Annotated in this window: 11 protein-coding genes; 4 read left to right on the top strand and 7 right to left on the bottom strand. The window is 58.4% G+C overall.

From position 1 onward, the window contains the following. Window positions 1–43: 43 nt before the first annotated feature. The gene (gene recD2 / locus ACESYO_RS11585; protein WP_373210080.1) at window positions 44–2,317 is read right to left on the bottom strand and encodes an SF1B family DNA helicase RecD2; all 2,274 of its coding nucleotides are present in this window, start codon (window positions 2,315–2,317) and stop codon (window positions 44–46) included. A gap of 17 nt (window positions 2,318–2,334) precedes the next feature. Continuing rightward, a complete protein-coding gene (locus tag ACESYO_RS11580) occupies window positions 2,335–3,399 on the bottom strand; it encodes a YqaJ viral recombinase family nuclease (protein ID WP_373210081.1) in 1,065 nt (354 codons plus the stop codon). A 934-nt stretch (window positions 3,400–4,333) separates the two neighbouring features. Between ACESYO_RS11580 and ACESYO_RS11575 the strand changes: the two genes are divergently transcribed. Both ACESYO_RS11575 and ACESYO_RS11570 read left to right on the top strand, forming a co-directional pair. After that, on the top strand, window positions 4,334–4,534 hold the full coding sequence (locus ACESYO_RS11575; protein ID WP_006573960.1) for a hypothetical protein: 201 nt from the start codon (window positions 4,334–4,336) through the stop codon (window positions 4,532–4,534). A 57-nt stretch (window positions 4,535–4,591) separates the two neighbouring features. Continuing rightward, entirely contained in the window at window positions 4,592–5,821 is a 1,230-nt protein-coding gene (locus tag ACESYO_RS11570; protein ID WP_373210082.1) for a tyrosine-type recombinase/integrase, read from the top strand. A 170-nt stretch (window positions 5,822–5,991) separates the two neighbouring features. Here ACESYO_RS11570 and lysS read toward each other — a convergent pair whose 3' ends face one another. The 5 genes from lysS to rlmB form a co-directional block, all read right to left on the bottom strand. Continuing rightward, window positions 5,992–7,530 (bottom strand): lysine--tRNA ligase, encoded by a 1,539-nt coding sequence (gene lysS / locus ACESYO_RS11565; RefSeq protein ID WP_373210083.1) that lies wholly within the window; start codon window positions 7,528–7,530, stop codon window positions 5,992–5,994. Between the two features lie 151 nt (window positions 7,531–7,681). Further along, entirely contained in the window at window positions 7,682–8,170 is a 489-nt protein-coding gene (gene greA / locus ACESYO_RS11560) for a transcription elongation factor GreA (protein WP_058963809.1), read from the bottom strand. Window positions 8,171–8,476: 306 nt separating this feature from the next. Next, a complete protein-coding gene (gene fusA, locus ACESYO_RS11555; protein ID WP_058963810.1) occupies window positions 8,477–10,561 on the bottom strand; it encodes an elongation factor G in 2,085 nt (694 codons plus the stop codon). 260 nt (window positions 10,562–10,821) lie between these two features. Further along, the gene (locus tag ACESYO_RS11550) at window positions 10,822–14,058 is read right to left on the bottom strand and encodes a hypothetical protein (protein ID WP_373210084.1); all 3,237 of its coding nucleotides are present in this window, start codon (window positions 14,056–14,058) and stop codon (window positions 10,822–10,824) included. A gap of 44 nt (window positions 14,059–14,102) precedes the next feature. Then, window positions 14,103–14,966, bottom strand: a complete 864-nt coding sequence (rlmB, locus tag ACESYO_RS11545; protein WP_373210085.1) for a 23S rRNA (guanosine(2251)-2'-O)-methyltransferase RlmB — start codon at window positions 14,964–14,966, stop codon at window positions 14,103–14,105. Window positions 14,967–15,484: 518 nt separating this feature from the next. Between rlmB and ACESYO_RS11540 the strand changes: the two genes are divergently transcribed. Further along, window positions 15,485–16,330 (top strand): DNA-3-methyladenine glycosylase family protein, encoded by an 846-nt coding sequence (locus tag ACESYO_RS11540; RefSeq protein ID WP_373210086.1) that lies wholly within the window; start codon window positions 15,485–15,487, stop codon window positions 16,328–16,330. Window positions 16,331–16,447: 117 nt separating this feature from the next. Further along, window positions 16,448–17,311 carry a class II fructose-1,6-bisphosphate aldolase gene (gene fba / locus ACESYO_RS11535; RefSeq protein ID WP_058963812.1) on the top strand — a complete coding sequence of 288 codons (864 nt, stop codon included), beginning with the start codon at window positions 16,448–16,450 and terminating at the stop codon, window positions 17,309–17,311. Window positions 17,312–17,451 lie beyond the last annotated feature (140 nt).

Here is a 17,451-nt window from a genome sequence, read left to right as displayed (position 1 = left end):
AATAGGAGACGCGGGGCAATTTTCTGCACCTTGCGCCTCTTTTTTAACCAGCGTATTTCAGTTCTTCTTCCAGAGCCGCCGGGACCGGGATTCCGGCCCGCTTGGCATAGGCCTTATAGTACATGCCGATGCGCTTGCCCAGAAGCGTATTCCTCTTGACGATTTCATTCCGGTGGATCGCCATAAACAGCACCTGCTTTTGGCCGATCAGCACCACGCGCTTTTTGGCCCGGGTGATGCCGGTATAGAGCAGGTTGCGGTAGAGCATGACGGTGTGCGCTTTCAAAAGCGGCATGATGACCGTTTCATACTCAGAGCCCATTGCCTTGTGGATGGTGGTGGCGTAGGCTAGGTCCAGATTGACCATATCCTCTACGCTGTATTCCAGCTCTCGGCCCACACCGAAATCCAGGCCGACGCGCTTGCCATCTTCATCGTCTTTGATATAGCGGATAAATCCCAGGTCGCCGTTGGACACCTTGGCGGTGTTTTTGGTCTGCATGATCCGGTCGTTGACCCGGAACACTTTGACGCCGATCTTGATTTCTTCCTCGGCAGAGCGGAACGGGTTGACCACCTCGCGGATGGCCTCGTTGAGTTGTTCCGCCGACGCAGCGCCTTCCGAACGGAAGGGAGACAAAATCTGCACCCGGTCAATGCCGCTTTCCGCAATTTCCCGGCAGTAGCGGGCGATGATCCGCTCCGCAGCCTCTGCCTGGTTATCGCTTGCCATAAATACAAAGTCCGGCCCAAAGTACAGCTTGGTGTTGCCCTCGTTGATAAACTTGGCGTTATAAGCGATCAGGCTGTCCTTGGACTGACGGAAGATCTGGTCCAGCACCGTGACGGGAATCAAGCCACAGTCGATCAGTTCGCGGAACACAGTCCCGGCGCCCACACTGGGGAGCTGGTCGGGGTCGCCCACGAGAACGACACGGGCCCCATCTTTGATGCGGGAGAAAAATTTGTCTGCCAACCACATATCCACCATAGAAAACTCGTCCACAATGATCAGGTCCGCCGACAACGGCTCCTGCTGTCTGCTGCGGTTGGCGTCATCTTCTTCACTGCCGAGGCCCAGGCCGCTGTGGAGCGTCCGCGCCTTGTCAAAGCCAGTGCTTTCCGCCATACGACGGCTGGCACGGCCGGTCGGCGCCATCAGAACGATTTCACCTTTCGGGTGCAGGCGGCGATAAACTTCCAAAATGGTCTTGAGCACCGTTGTCTTGCCGGTGCCGGGAGAACCGGTGATAATGGACAGGCTGTGGCGGTAAGCCGCGTAGACCGCTGCCTCCTGTTTGGAAGACAGCACCAGCCCCATTTCACGCTTGACCTGCTCCAGCGCCTGCTCAATGCGCTCCGGCGCAGACGGCTCTATCAGCCGCATGGCAATACGCCGGGCCGTTTCATCTTCCTGTGCGAATGTGCGGGGCAGGTAGATGTTATCTTTGACGGATACCACCTCGCCATGAAGGATCATGTCCTGAAGCACATCCGCGACCTCCTGCTCATGAAGCCGGAGAGACGGGACGGGGATCTTTGCGTTGAGAAGCCGAAGAGCCTCCTTCCGCAAAGTTTCACCAGGCAGGAACAAATGTCCTTTGCCGCCCTTGCTGTCCTCCAGCGCCCAGAACAGTGCGCCCTTGACCCGCATGGGGTCATGCAGGTCGCCGCCGTTTTTCTGAACGATGGCATCTACCCGGAGAAATCCAAAACCGGACACCTGGCACAGTTCAAAGGGACTCTTTTTCAAGATGTCCACGCTGGCGGGCCCGAAGTGCTGATAGATCTTCAAGGCCGTTTTCGGCGTGATCTTGAATGGGGAGAGTAGCGTCATCAAGTCTTGGAGCATCCGGCTCTCCGCATACGAGGTTTTAATGTCCTCCAGCTTGTTTTCCGTAATGCCCTTGACCTCCAGCAGCCGCTCGGGATGGTTTTGCAGAATATCCAGCGTCTCCACGCCAAACCGGGAGACGATCTGTGCGGCAGTCGCCGGCCCAATCCCTTTGATGAGGCCGGAGGCCAGATAGCCCTCCACGCCGTCCTTGGTCTTGGGAACGATCTCGCGCCACTGTTCCACCTGAAGCTGCACACCATATTTGCCCTTTGTCCATTCGCCGTCCAGTTCCAGTTCTACCGCGTCCGTGCGGGGCAGTTCATAGCCCGTCGCAACAAAGCGGATCAGATGATCTCTGTACCGGCGGGTGGAACGGGCCTCCTGGGGCACCTCCTTATCAGCGGTCTTCACGCTGATGATGCAGAACTTGTTTACCGGGTTATGGTAGATCGTCCCGTCATAAGTTCCTCTATGGATCACTTCTTTTTTCCCTCCTTTTATGCCGCCTCGGCGTCACTCTTGACCGTGAAGCGGCGGTATTCGGAAACAGTCACATACTGCTCATAGATGTCCGGATGTTCCAGCTTCAGCCTGTTCAGATTATCCTTGTCAATACTGGGGGTCCGCACCGGATTGTAGGTGACGGTATAGTTCACCCCATCCTGCTGGCAGATGGCTTTGCAGCTTTTCCCCATTTTGGCAATGATGGCAGCCTTCAGCCGCTTCATATCTTCCTCGATTTCCTTTTTGCCTGCTTCTGCGCCTTTTTTCTGCTCCTGAAGTTGGAGAAAACGCATCAGCTTGGCCGTCAGGGGCAGGTCGAGTGATACAGCGGGGGCCTCCTTGTCAGCGGGGCCAGTGTACCGGCGCACGCTCTCGATCACGAGGTCGCCATCTTCGGTGTAAGGCGGCGGCGTTCTGGTAAGCACATGATTTTCCCAGAAATTCTGCTCCAGAAAAATCATCTCATCCTCATAGGCCAGATCTCTCTGCATATCACGGATAATGCTTTCCTGCTCGTTGTTGCCATACAGGCAGCAGAAGAAACAGCGGTCCACATCCATGACGGCCATGTAATGCCGCCCCTGGGACTCATAGTAGGCCGGAATGGTTTCCTCACCATCCAGCCACCAGTTGTCTTTGGCGTTGTAGTTTGTGGTCTTGATCTCCAGAATAGCGGTGGTGCCGTCCGGCAGTTCTACAAAGTAGTCCACATCCGCCAGCATCCAGGGATACTTCGGGTGCTGGAACATCTTTTTGATCTGATAGACCTTGTAGCCGGTCCGGTGCTGGAAGATCTTCGCCACCAGCGGTTCCAACAGGTGTCCCATCTCCAGGGCCACCCAGTTGTCCTCATGGTCCTCGACCACGGCAATGTTCAGCTTGTCATAAAACAGATCCCGGGCCGTCCGCCACGGTGAAATGCCCAGCAGAGCCGCAACATCGCTGCCGCCAATGCCTTTCCGGCGGTAAGCAAGCCATTTTTCTTCGGACAAGCCTGCCGTTTCCACCAGCACCAGAGGCTGATGCCGCTCTTTGACAGCCACACTGCCTGCCGGCATACTCAACACCCCCTCCGCGTCCTGCGGGGAATGACGGGCGCCCGAATCACCGGGCAATGCTTCTGTGCGGACTGGTTCAGCTTCTGGTACTGCCGCCAGCTCTCCATCGGTTTCCTCTTACTCGTCAGAGACTCCTGACTCCGCTTTTTTACATTCATGTTCATACCTGCCTTTCTGTAATTTTGGTATATCCTCAAAGCCGTTTCCGGCATTTGGGCAGAAAAAAAACGAGGGTGACAGTGGGCGTAACGCCTGATGTCCATAGCTGCCTATGAACCAAAGTCATCCTCGCTGACGGGAGCAAAAGTCCCGGAAAACAAAAAAAGCCAGTAATATACCGGCCCAGAGGGGCGCAGTAATACTACTGGCACAAGTACAATCTTGACTGCGTGTGCAATGCAGATTTTTCAATCCGCGGTACAGAAACTAAGTCTGTATCCCACAAGGGGAAAACGCACAAAAATCAATTACAGAAACAGTGTAACACAATATCTTGCGTTAGTCAAGGAATATCATCTATATATAGTATCTTTCTGTTGCTGAAAATGGCATTGCTCAAAAAAACTCATCAAAAGGCACAGGATTTGCAGAAATTTGGCCGCCATCTCCTATATATAGGGCGTACAGACATGGCATGGGACTCCGTAGCCGGTCTGCACGCTCTTTTTGTACCTTGACAAGCCCCATAACCTTTTCCATTGGAGTTATACAGGGATCGCGGACAGTGTGCGATGACCACATGGAGCCCGCCCACGATTGAAATACCGCACAGCGGGCCCTGGCAATACGCGGCGGAAAGCCCCGGCGCAGGAAATGGCCTTTGGAAGAGACCCTACACTTCCCGATGAATTTGAATGACTTCATTGTTTTTGTTGAAAACCTTCCACTACAAATCGTAGGGGATATATGTAATTGCAAATAAAGGAGGGCAATTATGGAAAAAAGAAAACCCAATGACCTTTCACCGGATCAGTGCTTGGCGGTCGATACGGAATCGCTTTGCAAACTGCTCGACTGCGGGCGGCACACGGCCGTCCAGATCGGCGACTTGGCCCACGCCCGCATTACCATGAATTCTCGTGTCCTTTGGAGCGTTCAGCGCGTAAAGGAATACTTGTACGAGATCTCATGCTAACAGAACCTTGCCCATTTCGGGCACAACAACACACAAAACATCGGGAGGTATCAGCCTATGCCAAAAGTTAGAAAAGACAACAAAGGCCGCAACCTGCGGCCAGGAGAAACACAACGCTCAGACGGCAGCTATATGTTTGTCTATAAGCTGGGTAAGAAGAAAAAGTACATTTATGATTTTGACCTTGCCAGCCTGCGGGCCAAAGAAAAAGTTCTCAACCGTGACAGCGAAGACGGTATTCGCACCCAGGAGGCTATGAAAATCACCCTAAATGATATGTTCAAAGTCCTCATGGATACGAAAATCCAGTTAAAGGCTTCTACACGGGCGAATTACGAATATCTTTGGAGCAACTATGTGAAGGATGAGCCGTTTTCCAACATTCCCCTGCCCAACATCCGAAAGAGCGACATCCTGACATTTTACACGAAGCTTTTGAAAAAAGGCTTTGCGATCAATTCCTTGGAAAGCATCAATAACCTGATTCACCCCACGCTTGAATTGGCGGTCGATGATGACTACATCCGAAAAAATCCAAGCAAAGGCGTCTACCGCTCTCTCAAAACAGAGGGAGCCGGGGCGCCCCCGAAGAAAAGAATCGCGCTGACTATGACACAGCAGAAGAACTTCCTTCGGTTCATTTCCAAGTCACCGATGTATAGCCACTGGCTGCCTGTCATGGTCGTGCTGCTCGGTACGGGAATGCGTGTTGCGGAATGTACTGGCTTAACTAAAAATGATGTGGACCTGGAGAACAACACCATCTCTGTCAATCACAACTTGATCTATCGTGTGATCGATGGGAAAGCAGGTTTTCATATCACCACCCCTAAAACGGCCAGCGGCACCCGCACCATCCCTATCCTGTATCCGCAGGTTGCTGAACAGCTCCGCACATTGATTGAAGTCATGGACACCCTCTATCCAGAAGACCTTGTGATGAATGGGTATCACGGTTTCCTTTTTAGGAATCGGGAAGGTTACTTTCTCAGTGCCCATAATATCAATCGGGCCATCCAGCGTATCTCCATCGCCTACAACGCCGAAGAAATGGATCAGGCTGAACTGGAAGATCGTGAGCCGGAACTGCTGCCGCATTTTAGCGTACATAACATGAGACACACATTCTGCACGCGGCTCTGCGAAAGCACGAACGACATCAAGTTTATCCAGCAGGTGATGGGCCACGCTGATTTTTCCACAACTATGGATATTTATACGCATATTACGCAAGAAAACATGAGGGAAAAAGCAGAGGCAATCAAGGGTAATTTGGTGCTAATGTGAAAATTGCAAAAAAGGGCAAATCCGCATAAAAAACACGGATTTGCCCTTCATTTTGGCCCGTCTGATGCCGTCTGATTTCAAGCAAAAGTTGTAGAAAAGTTGTAGTTGTAAGCCCCTTTTACTACATCTTGTGCCGTCATATTTCATCAGACACTATATATTGTGGAATTTTAGTCTAATGGCTTCATCGTCGGGAACAGGATGACCTCACGGATGGTGTCGGAGCCGGTGAGCATCATGACGCAGCGGTCGATGCCCATGCCCATGCCGCCCGTGGGAGGCATGCCGTATTCCAGAGCGGTGAGGAAGTCCTCGTCCATCATCTCGGTCTCGTCGTCGCCGCGGTCACGCAGCTCCAGCTGCTTTTCAAAGCGGGCGCGCTGATCGATGGGATCGTTCAGCTCGGAGTAGGCGTTGGCCAGCTCGCTGTGGCAGATGAACAGCTCGAAGCGCTCGGTCAGGCGGGGATCTTCGGGGCTGCGCTTGGTCAGCGGGGAAACCTCCACCGGGTACATGGTGATGAAGGTGGGCTGGATCAGCTGCTCCTCAACCTTCTGGTCGAAGCAGGCATACAGGGCGTTGCCCCAGCTCTTGTCGGCGGTGTCGGCCAGCTCCACGCCGATGGCCTTGGCAGCAGCCACGGCCTCGGCATCATCGGTGATGGCGCCGAAGTCCACGCCGGTGTACTCCTTCACGGCCTCCACCATGGTCAGGCGGCGCCAGCCGGGGGTCAGGTCGATGTCCTCGCCCTGCCACTTCACCTGATAGCTGCCCAGAATCTCCCTGGCAGCGCCGGACAGGATGCCCTCGGCAATGTCCATCATGTCGTGGAAATCAGCATAAGCCTGATACAGCTCCACAGTGGTGAACTCAGGGTTGTGCTTGGGGTCCATGCCTTCGTTGCGGAAGATGCGGCCGATCTCATACACCCGGTCGATACCGCCCACGATCAGCCGCTTCAGGGGCAGCTCGGTGGCGATGCGCATGTACATGTCCAGATCCAGGGTGTTGTGATGGGTGATGAAGGGGCGGGCAGCCGCGCCGCCGGCGATGGTGTTCAGCACCGGGGTCTCCACTTCCATGTAGTTGCGCTGATCCAGGTAGGAGCGCATGAAGCGGATGAAGCGGGAGCGGATCTCGAAGGTGCGGCGCACCTCGGGATTCATGATCAGATCCACATAGCGCTGACGGTAACGCAGCTCCTGATCCTTCAGGCCGTGGAACTTCTCGGGCAGGGGCAGCAGGCTCTTGGCCAGCAGCACCACCTCGGTGCAGCGGATGCTGATCTCGCCCATCTTGGTGCGGAACACCTGACCCTTGATACCGATCACGTCGCCAATGTCGAACTTCTTGAAGCCGGCGTACTCCTCTTCACCGATCACGTCACGGCGCACATACAGCTGGATGTTGCCGGAAGCGTCACGCAGGTCGGCAAAGCTGGCCTTGCCCATCACGCGCTTGCTCATCATGCGGCCGGCCATGCACACGGTGCGGTCGGTCTCTTCCTCAGCAGCCAGATGATCGTATTCCTTCTTGATGTCCGCGGCGAAAGCGTCCTGCGGATATTTGGTTTTTTGGAAGGGGTCGTTGCCCGCTTCCTGCAGGGCTTTCAGCTTGTCGCGGCGCACAGCGACCAGCTCGTTGTAAGCCTTTTCGCTGAGCTCCTGATCCTGCTGGGGGTTGGGGTTCTTATTCTCGTTCAGCTCCATGCTATTCCCTCCAAAAAACGCGCCGGTTGGCGCGGATATGATAGTTTGGCCCGCACAGTGCGGGCATACTGCCTTATTATAGCACAAAAAGAGGCGCCGTGGCACCTCTTTTTGCGGAAAAACGATCTTCTTTTTTGTGTTTTCTGCCCAATCAGATGGCAGCGCGGCTGATCTCCAGGATCTTGTAGTCGATGGTGCCGCCGTTGGGCAGGGACACGGTCACGGTCTGGCCGGCCTTCTGGCCCAGCAGAGCAGCACCCACGGGGCTCTCGTCGCTGATTTTGCCGTTCAGGGGGTCCGCCTCGGTGGAGCCGGTGATATCGTACTCCTCCACTTCGCCGTCCTCGTCCTCGATCTTCACATGGGTGCCAACGGAAACGGTATCCAGATTCAGCTCATCGTTATCGATTACGCGGGCGTTCTTCAGCATGGCTTCCAGCTGGGCGATACGGCTCTCGATGAAAGCCTGCTCGTTCTTCGCCTCGTCGTACTCGCTGTTCTCAGACAGATCGCCGAAGCCGCGGGCCACCTTGATCTTCTCGGCAACGTCCTTGCGGCGAACGGTTTTCAGTTCCTCCAGCTCGTCCTCCAGGGCCTTCAGGCCGGCGACGGTCACAACAACTTCTTTTGCATTGCTCATGGTTCTGTTTACTCCTTAATTCTGTGGGAAGCCCGCGGCCGCCAATGCCCTGCCGGCCCTGTGGAACCGGTGGTGCACAAGGGGGGTATGCTTGGTCACAAATCACAATGGGCCACGGTTTGCTTCCATTTAATTTTGATAGTATAACGAGTTCTGGGGGATTTGTCAACCGAACCCCCTTTTTTTGGCTGAATCACCAAAAATACGTTCTTCTTTTTGGCAAACGGAACGGGGCCCGCGGAAAAGGGTCTGCCCTTTGTCCGCGGGTCCCGTATTCATTCAGATTCTATGCACTGTGCGGCGGAATTATTCCTCGTCGTCGGTATTGCCGCGCAGCTTTTTGGCCTCCTCGATGACCTTGCCTTCCAGGTTGGAGGGCAGGGGCTCATAGCGGGCAAACTCCAGTGTGAAGTGGCCGCGGCCCTGGGTCAGCTGGCGCATGAAGGTGGTGAAATCCTGCATTTCGGCCATGGGAACCTCGGCCTCCACAACCTGCAGGCCGTCCTCGTCCGGGTTCATGCCCAGAACACGACCGCGCCGTTTGGTCACGTCGCCCATCACGTCGCCGGTGTTGTCGGCGGGAACATGGGCCTTCAGGGTGCCCACCGGCTCCAGAATCATGGGGCCTGCCTCGGGCAGAGCGGCCTTATAGGCCAGCTTGGCGGCCATGATGAAGGCCATTTCGCTGGAATCTACGGGGTGGTAGCTGCCGTCCAGCAGGGTGGCCTTCAGGCCAACCACCGGGTAGCCTGCCAGCACACCGTGCTCGGCCGCCTGGCGCAGACCCTTTTCCACTGCGGGGAAGTAGTTCTTGGGCACGCTGCCGCCGAATACCTTCTCCTCGAATACCAGCTCTTCGCTGTCGCAGGGCTCGAACTCGATCCACACGTCACCGAACTGGCCGTGGCCGCCGGTCTGCTTCTTGTGGCGGCCCTGCGCCTTGCACTTCTTGCGAACGGATTCCCGGTAAGCCACTCTGGGCACGGTCAGATCCACATCCACGCCGAACTTCGCCTTCAGCTTGGCAACCACCACATCCAGATGCTGCTCGCCCAGGCCGCTGATGATCTGCTGGCCGGTCTCGGTATCCATGCGGTAGGTCAGGGTGGGATCCTCTTCCATCAGGCGGGCCAGCGCGCTGCCGATCTTGCCCTCGTCGCCCTTCTTGGCCACACGGATGGCCATGGACAATGTGGGCGTGGGGAATGCGGGAGCAGGCAGCTTGACCACACGGCCGGCCTCACACAGGGTATCGCCGGTCTGGGCGGCGGGCAGCTTGGTCACTGCGCCGATGTCGCCCGCGCCGATGGCGGTGGTGTCGGTCTGCTTTTTGCCCTTGACGTAGAGCAGCTTGCCCATGCGCTCGGCCTCGCCGGTACGGGCATTTACCAGAGCACTGTCGCTCTTCAGGGTGCCGCTGGCCACCTTCACATAGGACAGCTTGCCCACGAAGGGATCGGCCACGGTCTTGAATACATAGGCAGCCAGAGGACCGGCGGGATCACAGGTGACCTCCACAGGCTCACCGGCGGCATCCTCAGCCAGAACAGCGGGTACATCCGCCGGGCTGGGCAGCAGGACCTTCAGGTTGTACAGCAGCATGTCCAGGCCCTGCTGGTTCACGGCGCTGCCGCAGAACACGGGGGTGATGGCGCCGCTGCGGCAGCCCTTGGCCAGGCCGTTCACGATCTCCTCGGTGGTGAAGGGCTCGCCGGAGAAGAACTTCTCCATCAGTTCGTCGTCGGTCTCGGCCACGGCCTCGCTCATGGCGGCGACCAGGCCCTCCAGACGGTGGCCCATCTCGGGCAGCTCCACCTGCACCTGCTTGCCGCTCTCATACTTGAAGGCCTTCTGGCTGAACAGGTTCACATACAGGATGGTGCCGTCGTCCTGCCGCACGGGCACAACGCAGGGGCAGATGCTGGGGCCGAACTTGGTTTTCAGGTTTTCCAGAATCTTGTAGTAGTTGGCGTTTTCCAGATCGGTCTTGTTCACGAAGATGATCTTGCTCTTGCCGTTTTTCTCGGCCAGATGGAACGCCTTTTCCGCGCCAACGGTCACACCCGAACGGGCCGACACGGTGATCAGCACACTCTCTGCTGCATGGATGCCCTCGTACATGCCCAGCTCAAAATCAAACAGGCCGGGGGCGTCGATGAAATTCAGCTTCACACCGTCGTACTCCACGGGGGCCACAGCAGCCGCCAGGCTGGCGTGACGCTTCTGCTCCTCGGGATCAAAGTCGCACACGGTGTTGCCGTCCTGTACGGTGCCGGCACGCTGCATTTCAGGGTCGGTGCTGAACAGCAGTGCTTCGATCAGGGTGGTCTTGCCGCAGCCGGCATGGCCGGCTACCAGGATGTTTCGGATGTCTTTGTTGGCGTAATTCATAAGTTAATACCCTCTCTTCTGCCGCCTGTTTTGCCACGAGAAATTGCAGCGGCAGCAATCTATACAAAAATCTTATCACAAACAAAGAATTTTTTAAAGATAATGTTCTAAAAAAAGACTGGTTTCCCTGCACAAAATCCACTCACCGCTTTGTGCAGATTGCCTATTGACGAAAAGAAGGTTCCTGTTTTACCGCCAGAACGCACAAAAGGCGCGCCCGAAACGGGCACGCCTTTTGGATAGTTTTAAAACATGTTCTATTACTCGTATCGCTTGAGCATGGGAATCATGAGGGTAAGCACCGCCCACGCCGCCTGATAGAGCACCAGCGCAGGCAGAGCCAGCGCCGCCATGCCGCCGGTAAAGGCCAGCAGCACCGCCAGCACAACGCTCACCAGAATGCCCGCCGCCTGCACCAGCGAGGAGGTGCGCTCAGCCGAAGCCGCGCCCGCCGCCGCCAGCAGACCGCCCACGAAGGAGGCAAAGCTGCCGATGTGGGCCATGCAGCCGGGGCTGTACTGCTGATATTCGGTGACCGGGGCAAGGGCGTGGCGCTCGGCGCCGCTGAGCACCTTCACGCTGCCCTCCTCCAGACCGTAGATCTGGCTGATCAGGCTGGTGGTCAGCGAGAAATCGTCGCTTTTCACCAGCACCGACACACCCTGACGGTTCAGGGATTCCAGCACATGCGCTGCCTGTTCGTCCGCCTTGTAGCTGACCAGGAACATACCGAACAGCCGACCGCTCACCGCCAGATAGATGGGCTGCTTTTTTCCCTTGGTATAGCGGTTTTCGTAGTCCAGCGAGGGGATCTCCACCCCCTGCTTTTCCATCATGGCCCGGTTGCCGATGATCACCCGCTTGTCCTTCACCCAGGCGGTGAACCCGAAGCCGGGGTCATTTTCCAGGCTTTCCACCGGGAACAGAATGTTTGTCTTGCCCTGAATGATGTTCATGAACACATCCCGCAGGGTATCGCAGCCGGCGATGAGCACCGACGCGGCATACAGGATGGCCAGATCGATGCGCTCCTTTTCAAAGGTCTTGATGCCGTGCAGCCGTACGCTCTTGGCGGGGAACAGATCCTTCGCCCCCACCACGATCATGTTGGCGCCGCTCAGCTCCTCGATGGAGCTCCAGCCGGGCACCACGGCGCCCACCCGGGCGGCGCTCTTCTGCATCAGCATGCCGGGCACCGCTGCCAGCAGGGTGGCACTGGCCGGGCCGCCCAGGCACAGGGTGCCCGCAAAGGCGGTAAAGGCCATGGCCAGCCCCTGTTTGGAGAACAGGGCAATCAGGGCGGTGAACAGTGCCGCGCCTGCCAGCACCCAGCTCATGCGCTGGAGCGTCCGGTCGCTGGCACGCACCGAGAAGCTGCGGCGCAAAAAGCCCTCCACCAGAGTGGTAGGCCGGCTTGCCACCAGGCAGGGCTCCGGCTCGCCCAGACCTTCGGCCAGACGGGTGCAGAGCTCCTCGTCCTCCAGCCGGAAGGCAGCCACATGCTCACTGCCGGTGCTGACCAGCGCAAAGTTCCGGCTGATCACGCCGCTCATCAGATACTTGCCCAGCGCGCCGAAGCAGAGCAGCAGCGCCGCCGGGGCGGCAAACAGGGTAATTTTATCGGCCTCGAATGCCTCTGCATTCATCATCAGCACCAGCAGCTGGGCCAGTGCACCCACACCGGCCAAGGCCAGCACGCTGTCCGGCGTGGGTGCTCCCCACAGACCGCGAATGCCGTTCCAGAACACCCGCCAGTTCACGGCGCAGGCAACCACCAGCAGAACCAGATTTACCGCCAGATAGGCCAGCGGCGCCACCGCCGGGTCCACAGCCGCAATGGCGGGCAGCGGGCTGTCACCCACCGCAAGGCCCAGATACAGCAGCACCAGACCCGCCACGGCCGAAACGCCGGTGCGGATGGCGGTGGTCAGGCGCAGCCGGTCCAGATCCTGCTGAACCAGCGGTGCGTCCGCCGGGTTTTCGTAATCCTCCACATATTCCGGAGCCGGTTCTTCCTCAAAGGGCGCACCGGGAGCTTCGTCTCCCAGCAGGCGGGGTGCGCCGCCCGCTTCGTCCTTTTCGATCACCCGGGTGGCATCCGGGCCGGGCTCGTCGCCCCAGTCCACATCCAGCTGCACCGAACCGGTGGGATGCTCCTCCAGCTCCAGCTCCTCGGGCCGCAGCACCACGGTGCGCTGGGTGGCCCCCTCGTCCCGCTGCTCCGGTGCGGCGGCAGCCTTTCGGCCGGCAGGCTCCGGCGCGGTTTTTGTGGGTGCGTCGTCCACCGCAGGGCCTGCTGCCGGCTGTTTTACCGCCTGTTTTACCGGCTCGTTTTCCACGGTGGGGCTTTCACTCAGCGGCAGCTCCACCGCGGGGGCTTCGTTCCCTTCCAGCTCCACCGTGCCCACCGGCTGCTGCCGGGTGGGTGCCGCGGGCTCTTCCTCCACCGCGGGGGCTTCGTTCACTTCCAGCTTCACCGCTCCCTCCGGCTGCTGCCGGACGGGTGCCGCGGGCTTTTTCTCCGCCGCGGGGGCTTCGTTCACTTCCAACTTTACCGTGCCCACCGGCTGCTGCCGGACGGGTGCCGCGGGCTTTTTCTCCGCCGCGGGGGTTTCGTTCACTTCCAGCTTCACCGTACCCACCGGCTGCTGCCGGGCGGGTGTCGCGGGCTGAGACATCGGGCGGGTAGGCGCCCGATCCACCGTGGGGGCGCTCCGGTGTGAAGCAGCATCCAGAGCCGGAAGCTCCACGGTGCCGGAAGCTTCTTCCTCCGGAGGCTGAACGGGGCGCTGGCGGTGGAACAGCCGGGCCGCTCCACGGGCAGGTGCGGGCGCTTCGTCCGGCTCCTGCTCCGGCTCCTCGTCCTCCTGCACCTCTTCTTCCTCGTCCGCCTCGTCGGAGTTCCATTTATGCCAGAAACCGAACCGGCGGCGGGGCTTCGCTTCTTCCCGCTCCGGCTCTTCTTCCTCTTCGTCCTCTTCCGCATCCAGTGCGGTGGCGTAGTCCTCCTGGCTCTCCTCGTCCTCCTGGGTCTGCGCGTTCTTTTTGCGCCCCACAAAACGGGCAAAAAAGCCGGGATGCTGTTCCTGCTCCAGATCCGGAATCACCGCCACGCTCTCGCTGAAGAACTTCTGGAAATCACTGTCCATCTGAATCGTATCGGACAGGCGCGGAGCCACCGGCTCCTCCTGCTGAGGCGGGGGCGCCGCTTTGGCGGCCGCCTGTCTGGCCGGCCGGTTTGCGGCCGGAGTGCGCTGCTTTGTCTCGCGCTTTTTCCGGGACGCCGGTTCCGGTTCCGGCTCCGGCTCCTGCCAGAAGCTCTGGGTGGTTCTGGGAGTATGCACGGCCGGCTGCTGTGCCGGCTGCGCCTTCTCCTGCTCCAGGCCCAGATCCGCCAGAATATCATCCACGGAGCCGGGTGCAGCGGGGGTGTTCTGCCCCTGCTTCAGTGCCTCCAGAATATCATCCACCGAGCTGGAATTTCTCTGATCCGCCATGCTCTTTGTTCCTCCGTATGCTAGTTGCTGGCCGGGCTCACTGTTCAGCCCTGGCCGCGCTGGCGGGCAATCTCATACAGGATGATTCCCGCCGCCACGCTCACGTTGAAGCTGTCCACACCGGTGCCGCGGGCAGCCATGGAAAGGCTCACCACACCGTCGCACAGCTTCTTCACCAGCGGGCTCACGCCCCGGCCCTCGCTGCCCATCACCAGCGCCACCGGGCCGGACAGGTCATTTTTGTGCAGGGGTGCGCCGTCCATATCCGCGCAGTAAACGAAAACCCCCTGCTCCTTCAGCCGGCGAATGCTCTCGCCGATGTTGGCCACCCGAGCCACCGGCAATCGGGCCGCCGCACCGGCGCTGCTCTTCAGCACGGTGGGGGTAATGGCCGCGCCGCCCCGCTTGGGGATTACCACGCCGTGGGCCCCGCACAGCAGCGCCGAACGGATGATCGCACCCAGATTATGGGGATCCTCCACACCGTCGCACAGCACCAGGAAGGGAGGCTCGTTCTTTTCCTTCGCCAGCTCCAGCAGCTGCTCCAGGCTGGCATATTCCACCGCGCTGGCAAAGGCGGCCACACCCTGGTGGCTGTCGGTACCGCAGGTCAGGCGCAGCTTGTTGGCATGCACCCGCTTGGCCACAGCTCCCGCCTCTTTTGCAAGGGCGGTGTAGTAGGCGGCCACCGCCTCGGGCAGCGTGTCAGCCAGCAGCACTGTATCCACACCCGCGCCGCTTTTCAGCAGCTCGGTCACCGGGTTTTTGCCGTAAACCAGGCTGCTGGAGGGCTCCTCCGTCTCCGGGCCGCGGGCAGCACGCCGCTCGCTTTCGGGGCGGGCAGAACCGGGCCGCCGGGCGGGGCGCTGGGCGTTGGGGCTGAACTTTTTATCAAACTTCTGAGCCATGGGCCGTCTCCTTTTTTCGAACCCCCGTTCGGGGGAGCTGTTTTCGCTGTATTCTGCGGTTTTTCCCGCATGTAAATTAAAGTATAACACCATACGCCGCGTTTTGCCACTGTTTGAAGCCAAGTTTTTGCCGCCGGACCAGCTGCCCACCGCTGGAGTTTTGGCAGACGGGGACTTTTCCAAACGCACAAAACGATGTAAAATGCAAGAGGAATTTTTTCTCCTGCCGCCGGCAGCCGGTTATACCAGTTGTAAACCGAAAAGAGATTTCCACATGTTGAAAACCCTGTTGAAAGTGTTGACAAGTGGCTGTTTTGAGCCATTTTCTCACAATTCCCAACGGGTTTTCAACATCACAGTGGAAAGTTTTCTTCTTAACAGGCTGTTGAACATGAAATTTGTCCTTCTCTTTTTCGACAAAACCCGGTGGATGCAGGCGGATTTTTTCTCTTTTTTTACCAGAATGCGGCCGAAAGCCGCAGAATTCTTACCCACGGGGAGGAAACGCTTTGATCGTTGTGGAAAACTGCGGCGGCATGGATCTGGCCGCCACCCTGGACTGCGGCCAGGCCTTCCGATGGCAGGCCGGTCCGCGCGGCTGGCAGGGCATTGTGGAAAACCGGTCCGTCACCGCCCGGATGGAAGGCGACACCCTGATTCTGGAGGGCGCGTCGGAGACCGACCGGGACTTCTGGGTGCACTATTTTGCGCTGGACATGGACTACCCCGCCCTGCTGGCAAAATTCTCCTCCGGCAACAAGCGGCTGGCGGAATGCGTGCGCCACAAGCCGGGCATCCGGGTGCTGCGCCAACCCTTTTTTGAAACGCTGTGCACTTTCATCATCAGCCAGAACAACAACATTCCCCGCATCAGGGCCATTGTGGAGCGGCTGTGCACCGGGCTGGGCCAGCCGCTGGAGGGCGGCGGGTTCGGCTTTCCCTCTGCGCAGACGCTGGCGGCGCTGGAGCCGGAGGATCTGGCCTTTCTGCGGGCGGGCTGGCGGGCGGAATATCTGATCGACGCCGCCCGCCGGGTGGCCTGCGGCCAGATCGACGAGAATGCCCTGCGCGCCATGCCCATGGAAAACGCCCGGGCCGTTTTGATGACCATCAGGGGAGTGGGGCCAAAGGTGGCGGACTGCGTGCTTTTGTACAGCCTTTCCTTCTGGAAGGCGGTTCCTATGGATGTGTGGATGAAAAAAGCCATGTGCCAGCTGTTCCCCCGGGGGGTGCCGGTGTGCTGCCGCAGCCATGCGGGCATTGCCCAGCAGTTCATCTTCGATTATGCACGCCACCATCTGCCCAGTGGTCAAAATCAAAAATCCGCACGAAAAATGCAGGTCAAAGAAGCAAGCGGGAATTGATTTTGCCGCCAAGTTGGGTTATACTGTTGGCAGGATAAAAACTTAACACCATGTTTTTATTCCCCCGCGCCCTTCTGAGCGCGGTTTTTTAAGAGAGAAAATGGAGGTATCATCATCATGCTGGTAAGCGCAACCGAAATGCTCAACAAAGCCCGCGACGGCCACTATGCCGTTGGCCAGTTCAACATCAACAACCTGGAGTGGACCAAGGCCATCCTGCTCACTGCGCAGGAGCTGAACAGCCCCGTTATTCTGGGTGTATCTGAGGGCGCCGGCAAGTACATGACCGGTTACAAGACCGTGGCCGCCATGGTTAAGGCCATGATCGAGACCCTGAACATCACCGTTCCCGTTGCTCTGCATCTGGACCACGGCAGCTACGAGGGCGCCAAGGCCTGCATCGAGGCTGGCTTCTCCAGCATCATGTTCGACGGCAGCCACTACGCCATCGACGAGAACGTTGCCAAGACCACCGAGCTGGTTGAGCTGGCTCACTCCAAGGGCCTGTCCATCGAGGCTGAGGTTGGTTCCATCGGCGGCGAAGAGGACGGCGTGATCGGCGCCGGCGAGATCGCTGATCCCGCTGAGTGCAAGAAGATCGCTGATCTGGGCGTTGACTTCCTGGCTGCCGGCATCGGCAACATCCACGGCAAGTACCCCGCCAACTGGAAGGGCCTGGATTTCGAGGCTCTGGAGAAGATCCACGAGGCCACCAACGGCATTCCTCTGGTTCTGCATGGCGGCACCGGCATCCCTGCCGACATGATCAAGAAGGCCATCAGCCTGGGTGTTTCCAAGATCAACGTGAACACCGAGTGCCAGCTGTCCTTCGCCGATGCTACCCGTAAGTACATCGAGGCCGGCAAGGATCTGGAAGGCAAGGGCTTCGACCCCCGCAAGCTGCTGGCTCCTGGCTTCGAGGCCATCAAGGCCACCGTTAAGGAAAAGATGGAGCTGTTCGGCAGCGTGAACAAGGCCTGAGCCTGACCTCTTTTCTGCTTTTCATTTGCAAAAAAACTCCCCGCACGGTAACCCGTGCGGGGAGTTTCAGCCTGTAGAAAAACCTGCTTTGGCAATCAGGCCAGAGCAGGTTTTCTGTTTGAAAACAAGAAGACAGGTGG

It is taken from the genome of Allofournierella massiliensis (genome assembly GCF_964241245.1).
Classification (GTDB): domain Bacteria; phylum Bacillota; class Clostridia; order Oscillospirales; family Ruminococcaceae; genus Allofournierella; species Allofournierella massiliensis.
The sequence above is the reverse complement of the archived record's forward strand: the minus strand, read 5'-3'. Positions and strand labels throughout refer to the sequence as shown.